The organism is Cyanobacterium sp. T60_A2020_053 (genome assembly GCA_015272165.1).
In the GTDB taxonomy this organism is placed as follows: Bacteria; Cyanobacteriota; Cyanobacteriia; order Cyanobacteriales; family Cyanobacteriaceae; genus Cyanobacterium.
Genome location: JACYMF010000118.1, coordinates 1 through 5,819 on the forward strand (window position 1 = coordinate 1; position 5,819 = coordinate 5,819).

Genomic DNA, 5,819 nt, shown 5'->3' on the forward strand with positions numbered 1-5,819 from the left:
TCCTGTCATAAAACTTTTTCCTTCATTATAAATCATCTCATAAAAATGCAACGCCAAAATTCTAATATCATGGCTTCTTTTTCCTTTGATATTGTGCTTTTTAACTAGATTTAACCAGTTAGTAAATATGTCAGGATTATCAGGTAAAAAATAAAATTGACTTAAAATTTCTTTGATTTCATTGCTTATTTTATCTGGTAGCCATCCAAAGCCATTTACTTCTGTGGGGCGACTAGCTACAGTCCAAAATTCAATTAAGACTTGAGAAGTAACATAGCATAATCCTCCTTCTATAATAATTTTATTGATGGCATTTACTACTAAATTATAATTAGTATCTTTTGGGTCACAACTTCGTAGTAAAATATTTGTGTCTAATAAAAATTTTGTCATTAAATATTACCTAAAATTAACTAATTAATCATACATAGTATCACGATGTAAGGATTCTTCTGGTAAAGGAGGATGGTCGTTTGAGTTATTATTTTGTAACCATTTTTGCCATTGCTCAGACCTTTCTTTTGGAGTCAGGTTAGGGTTAGGAGTTGGTAATATATTTTGTTTTAATAATTGACTAAACAGTAAAACTTGTTGTTGTTGTTCTGTGGGTAACTGTCTAATTTGTTCAATGATGGCTTGTTCAATATTCATATTATTTAAAACAGGAAAAATAGACTGACTAGATAATAATTTATCACAATTAATGATTGAATTAGGGCATAGATTAGGGAGTAGGGAGCAGGGAATAGTGGTTAATCAGGCTAACCATAATGTTATGGTTTCTAACGAGGGAGTAGGGAGTAGTTTAATTCTGCATTCGTAATTCTCAGTAATTCGTTTATCATTAAAGGATGACTATGGAGGATAATTATGATGAATATTGAGCAAATACAACAGGATGTTAGCAATTTACCCGAAGAAGCACAAATTTTAGTTACTGATTTTATTGAATCATTGAAAAAACGTTATTCTGTTGAAAAACAGGAGACAAAATCAGAAGAAACCCTCTATGATAAATTTGAAGCCAGTGGATTAATTGGATTTTGCTCAGTGGAAGAAGATTTATCAACTACCTATAAACAAGTTTTAGCAGATACATTAGAAAGTAAAATACAATGAAAATAGAACTAAGAAGAATTGAAGATAGTCCTAATATTTTAGCAGAGTTAACAAATGGAATAGATGAATTAATTATTACTAAAAATGAGCAACCTATTTATAAATTGACTAAAATTAATCAGCCCACTGCAAAACGTCGTATTCGTGGCAGTGCTAAAGGCTTAATTACGATGGGTAAAGATTTTGATGAACCATTAACTGAATTTGCGGAGTATATGTAATGCAATTTTTGTTAGATACTCATACTTTTCTTTGGTTTGCTAATGACAGCAAAGAAATGCCTGAAGATTTATTTAAGTATTGCTCAAGCTATAGAACAAAATATTACTCTTATTAGTAAAGATTCTGCTTTTAACGCCTACACTGAAGTTAAAACTCTTTGGTAATTAACTTAGACTGATGAGAAATTTATCCAGCGCCCTCCTTCCCCACAAAAATAAATAAGAATAAATAACAAAGTGATGGTGTAAACGATTACAGAAACTATCATGATTGAACTGCACATCAAATCTAAGGACGGCACTATTACTAACACTCTCATCAATATCCGTAATCTTAAATGGGTAGATTATTTAGAAGTTGAAAAAGAAATCATTATCTGGTTTAACTCTAGCTTATTTATTTCTGTTACTGACGAGGAAATTGTTGGCTCAGTAGAGGATGTTTATAAAAGAATCAAGCTGTTATTGATGAAAAATTAATCATTATCGGGTGGTGTAATGCCACCTTTTTTTATGGTGAATGGATAGGAAAATAACGAATTTAACTACTCCCTGCTTCCTACTCCCTACTCCCTGATAGAAAGATAAATAAGAATAAATATTATGTGAATTGTGTAATCTAAAACAATCAGGAGTAATAGTAATGTTTGAATTACACACTATGAAAACAGGTGATGCCATCTTAATTTGTCAGATGGAAAATAGTCATTTAATTAACCAAATTAAGTTACTATGTCGAAAAATTAGACAAGCACGATTGGTACTGGAATCTGCTAATTTGAATGAGCATGGAGCAGTATTTAAGGCACTTAATCCTTCTGTCAGTAATAAACTACAGGAACAGGCTACAGAGCAGTTGAGATATGCTAGTAATGCCATTCAACCCTATGTAATGGAAGCTGTATTAAGAAATTTGAATATTCACCAGTTTGTCGGCGAAGCATTTAATCGAAATTGTCAAATTCCCACCTTAAATAATCTTCCTGCTCTTTTTCATGAGTCAGTCTCAAATGTACTAAATGATGATAATGAAAATTACAGCGATTATGATGATGATGATGACGATGATAGTAATTATAATGACTCTCATCTCTATTGTTAGTAAATAAATAATTCTGAGGGGTGAAATTCCCCTTAATAAAGGAAAAATGAATAAAAATAAAAGCAAAGATAAACAATTTGAAGACTTACAATGGCAGTTTACTTTTATTAGTGATCCTGATTTTGATTTTGAGTATTTCGTAAAAAGTTTGATTAATTATAGGGTTAATCATTTTAAGGAGAAAAAACAAGATTTGCTAAACACTTTAAAGTAAAAATACGCTGGGTGCGATGCTACAAATCCGCACACCTTAACACAATAAAAATAATTAATTATGGAGCTTCTTTCTAGCTTTTACTGGTATCAATTAATCCAATTACGTCAACTAATGCCTTTCTTAAATGTAGAATACAAGATTGAGTTAAATAACTGTCCAGAGCTTAGTTTTGATATGTATGTTCAACATCACGACATCGAAAATTTAAGGACACTTATCTGGAGGGCAGAACAAAATCAATGGTTTAAAAAAGATTCGATTCTAAATCTAGTAATCAGTGATTAGGCGGATGCCATAAATCCACACAATAAATATACTAAATAAGGAGTAAAATGATTCTTTCTTTTGGCAAATATAAAGGGCAACATTTAGAATATTTACCTCCATCTTATAAAATTTGGTTGTATGAAAATTTAGATAGAAAGAAATACTCTAAACTGATTAACCAATTAGAGTATTGGTACAAAGGGTTTAAGTTTCAGCAAAGAAAAAAATAAATAATGAATTATTTTGCTGGAACTGGAAAAGAAGAGATGGTCTCAGAAATTTTCAAAGCAAGGCATCGCACTTTATAGTCATTATCCCTCTCTCCTTACTCCCTCATTCTAACCATAACATCATGGTTAACCTGATTGACTGTCATTATCCAGCGCCCTCCGCCCTGCTTCCTATTCCCTAGTGAGACACTGATAGATAAAAAGAAAAATAATAAATAAGAGTGATAGGGTGTCAAATAAAAATAGGAATGACTGAAATGGAAGTATTCGGAACAATTAAGGACAATGCCATCTTTCTCCCTTCTACCCCTTATCAAGTTCGTCTGAATTGTAAGGATGGCGGTTTATTTGTTGGTGGTAGTGAACCTGAAAATCGCCGTAGTAACCCCAAGGATAAAATTGCTATCAGCATCATCAAGATTGGTAAATTCTTTGGTGACTTAGGCAAGACGAAGGGCGCTGTGTGGTTACAGATTTTCTTTGTACCTTCTCCCACTGTTAAACCAGAAGTATTACCGCAGAATGTCGTCTGTGTTGCTTACATCAAAAAGCAATCAGTTACTAACCTTAATCAAATGGTCACACAGGTTATGAGTACAAAAGGCATTGAACCAGCAGAGGGAGTATTTGAAATGAGCTTTGTCGGTCATAAAAGTGAACTTGGCACTTACTACTCCATTGATTTTCAGTGGAGAGAACGTAATGATGCTGAGAAAAAGCAGTTAGATGCCATCAAGGAATTTTGGGTTGCTTGTCATGACCAGTTGATTGATATTGACGGCACTCGTGATATGCGTGATATTAGCTCATTATCAGCCGTAGAAGTACAACAGTTAGTGGAGTCTTCTAAACCAGAACTTCTCCCTTCTAATAATCACCAATTAGCACCAACCAAATAGGTTTTTAACGAGAGAGTAGGCAATAAATTAATTACTATTCCCTACTCTCTAATCCCTAATGAAGTAAAAAATTACAAAGAATATGATGATTTTATCAGCACAATTAATTAAAGCAATCAATGACCCTAAAATAGCTGAAACAGTGCAGACTGTTCAAGATGAATACGATGGATTACCTGAAAAAATAGATTATTTAGTCTGGACATATAAAAACCATGAATTGACAGCCTATAAACGCAGTGGAGATATTGTTCTCACTGTTATTAACCTTGAACCGTTATTTGATGGTGAAGATAGCCATTCTTTAGAGTTGTTTTCTATTAATAATAATCTATATTTTGAACAGGAATACCACAGTGTTATTGATAGTTATAGCTAGGGTTAGTTGTGGGCTTTTGCCCACCTTTCATCATTGACTAACACCGTCCGGCTACGCCCGACTCCTTAAATTACGAATTGAGAATTACGAATTAAACTACTCCCTGATAAAAAGATAGATAAGGATAAATAAGAGGTGATGGTGTAAGTTAAGCGAGAATTATATGAATACTCAAACAATTATCGACCAGCACATCCACTGTCATATCACACTATTAATGAATGAACTAATGGGTGATAATGAAGACTTGCTCAATATGTTTCTAAGAAATTCTAAGGGGTATGTGGAATATCCCCATGAATATTACATTATCAGTGACTACCTTGCCCGTCAATTTATTAGTCATGGGGAAGTGGTAGTATTCTATCTCGGTCTGCACATCTGGGGACGATTTGGTACAAACTACAGTCTTCATGATGAGGGTGCTGTTAAAAAGGTAGCTGAATATTACTTTTAAAGAGTTACCAATTATAAATTACCAATTAAACTATCTTCAACCTGCGTTCTTAGGTAAAGATGATGTGGATTACTGGTCAGATGAATATGAGACAGTTTATCTTTAATTAATTTTAGGGGTGAAATTCCCCTTATTAAACAATAAATAAAGGAGTAAAAATGATTGAAATTCAAATAATGGAAGATGACACAAAAAGAAAAGTATTAATAAATGTTGACAAAATAATGATAATTAACTTCGGCAAATATAAAGGGCAACATTTAGAAGATTTACCTCCATCTTATAAAATTTGGTTGTATGAAAATTTAGATAAAAAGAAATACTCTAAACTGATTAACCAATTAGAGTATTGGTGCAAAAAGTATAAATTTCAGCAAAAAAAACAAGAACTTCTGTCACGGTTTCCTAATAAAGAAAATATGGTAGCAGAAATTAAACCAAGATAGTGGCTACAAGATAAAGATAATACTATTGAGAGGGCAAGTTACCTCAAAGAAAAATAGGGAAATAAAAACGTTTATTAAGGAGTAAAATAATAGACCTCTCCAATAATTTATGCTTCTTTCATTATAAGGCTTCAAGCATCTTAACTTTCGGCAACGGGCGCTGGTTACTCTTATTAAGAAACTGAAAGAAATAGCCTAAAACACTATTTTCTACTCCCCATTCCCTAACCATCTAAACATTTACAATTAAACCATGACCCATAATCCATTAGATGTACAATCAGTTAAGTGTGCTACTTGTCCTTTCCGCATTGGACATCGTGACCTAGTAGAAAAGCTAACAGCTAAAGTCCTTACTACTTCCAATCATATTTGTCATAGCCACCGTACTAAAATCTGTCGTGGTAGTCGTGACCTACAAATCAGTTTCTTTCATGCTATGGGAGTATTACCAGCACCCACTGATGAAGCCTATGAGCAGG

At 32.9% G+C, this 5,819-nt stretch carries 12 protein-coding genes; 10 read left to right on the plus strand and 2 right to left on the minus strand.

Translation table 11 applies throughout. From position 1 onward, the window contains the following. On the minus strand, positions 1 to 393 hold a 393-nt coding region (locus IGQ45_15785; protein MBF2058627.1), incomplete at its 3' end, for a hypothetical protein. 24 nt (positions 394 to 417) lie between these two features. Further along, positions 418 to 651, minus strand: coding sequence for a hypothetical protein (locus IGQ45_15790; protein ID MBF2058628.1), 234 nt, complete (start codon positions 649 to 651; stop codon positions 418 to 420). A 219-nt stretch (positions 652 to 870) separates the two neighbouring features. Between IGQ45_15790 and IGQ45_15795 the strand changes: the two genes are divergently transcribed. The 10 genes from IGQ45_15795 to IGQ45_15840 form a co-directional block, all read left to right on the plus strand. Continuing rightward, complete coding sequence (locus tag IGQ45_15795) at positions 871 to 1,119, plus strand: DUF2281 domain-containing protein (protein ID MBF2058629.1); 249 nt, start codon at positions 871 to 873, stop codon at positions 1,117 to 1,119. Next, entirely contained in the window at positions 1,116 to 1,340 is a 225-nt protein-coding gene (locus IGQ45_15800; GenBank protein MBF2058630.1) for a DUF2281 domain-containing protein, read from the plus strand. The genes IGQ45_15795 and IGQ45_15800 overlap by 4 nt, the downstream gene beginning before the upstream one ends. Positions 1,341 to 1,607: 267 nt before the next feature. Beyond that, the gene (locus tag IGQ45_15805) at positions 1,608 to 1,820 is read left to right on the plus strand and encodes a hypothetical protein (GenBank protein MBF2058631.1); all 213 of its coding nucleotides are present in this window, start codon (positions 1,608 to 1,610) and stop codon (positions 1,818 to 1,820) included. Positions 1,821 to 1,983: 163 nt separating this feature from the next. Further along, positions 1,984 to 2,442 carry a hypothetical protein gene (locus tag IGQ45_15810; protein ID MBF2058632.1) on the plus strand — a complete coding sequence of 153 codons (459 nt, stop codon included), beginning with the start codon at positions 1,984 to 1,986 and terminating at the stop codon, positions 2,440 to 2,442. Between the two features lie 46 nt (positions 2,443 to 2,488). Continuing rightward, on the plus strand, positions 2,489 to 2,656 hold the full coding sequence (locus IGQ45_15815; GenBank protein MBF2058633.1) for a hypothetical protein: 168 nt from the start codon (positions 2,489 to 2,491) through the stop codon (positions 2,654 to 2,656). A gap of 757 nt (positions 2,657 to 3,413) precedes the next feature. Continuing rightward, positions 3,414 to 4,055: a hypothetical protein gene (locus tag IGQ45_15820; GenBank protein ID MBF2058634.1), complete on the plus strand. Its 642-nt coding sequence runs from the start codon at positions 3,414 to 3,416 to the stop codon at positions 4,053 to 4,055. 82 nt (positions 4,056 to 4,137) lie between these two features. Next, positions 4,138 to 4,434, plus strand: a complete 297-nt coding sequence (locus IGQ45_15825) for a hypothetical protein (GenBank protein MBF2058635.1) — start codon at positions 4,138 to 4,140, stop codon at positions 4,432 to 4,434. A 217-nt stretch (positions 4,435 to 4,651) separates the two neighbouring features. Continuing rightward, the gene (locus tag IGQ45_15830; GenBank protein ID MBF2058636.1) at positions 4,652 to 4,891 is read left to right on the plus strand and encodes a hypothetical protein; all 240 of its coding nucleotides are present in this window, start codon (positions 4,652 to 4,654) and stop codon (positions 4,889 to 4,891) included. A gap of 158 nt (positions 4,892 to 5,049) precedes the next feature. Further along, positions 5,050 to 5,337, plus strand: a complete 288-nt coding sequence (locus tag IGQ45_15835) for a DUF3820 family protein (protein ID MBF2058637.1) — start codon at positions 5,050 to 5,052, stop codon at positions 5,335 to 5,337. Positions 5,338 to 5,590: 253 nt separating this feature from the next. Then, positions 5,591 to 5,819: hypothetical protein (locus IGQ45_15840; GenBank protein MBF2058638.1), on the plus strand; the 229-nt coding region annotated here is incomplete at its 3' end.

Bases quoted from the DNA above. Each gene is read 5' to 3' on its own strand.
- IGQ45_15820 (MBF2058634.1), top strand. From the start codon at position 3,414: ATGGAAGTATTCGGAACAATTAAGGACAATGCCATCTTTCTCCCTTCT.
- IGQ45_15835 (MBF2058637.1), top strand. From the start codon at position 5,050: ATGATTGAAATTCAAATAATGGAAGATGACACAAAAAGAAAAGTATTA.
- IGQ45_15805 (MBF2058631.1), top strand. From the start codon at position 1,608: ATGATTGAACTGCACATCAAATCTAAGGACGGCACTATTACTAACACT.
- IGQ45_15825 (MBF2058635.1), top strand. From the start codon at position 4,138: ATGATGATTTTATCAGCACAATTAATTAAAGCAATCAATGACCCTAAA.
- IGQ45_15795 (MBF2058629.1), top strand. From the start codon at position 871: ATGATGAATATTGAGCAAATACAACAGGATGTTAGCAATTTACCCGAA.
- IGQ45_15810 (MBF2058632.1), top strand. From the start codon at position 1,984: ATGTTTGAATTACACACTATGAAAACAGGTGATGCCATCTTAATTTGT.
- IGQ45_15830 (MBF2058636.1), top strand. From the start codon at position 4,652: ATGAATGAACTAATGGGTGATAATGAAGACTTGCTCAATATGTTTCTA.
- IGQ45_15800 (MBF2058630.1), top strand. From the start codon at position 1,116: ATGAAAATAGAACTAAGAAGAATTGAAGATAGTCCTAATATTTTAGCA.
- IGQ45_15815 (MBF2058633.1), top strand. From the start codon at position 2,489: ATGAATAAAAATAAAAGCAAAGATAAACAATTTGAAGACTTACAATGG.
- IGQ45_15790 (MBF2058628.1), bottom strand. From the start codon at position 651: ATGAATATTGAACAAGCCATCATTGAACAAATTAGACAGTTACCCACA.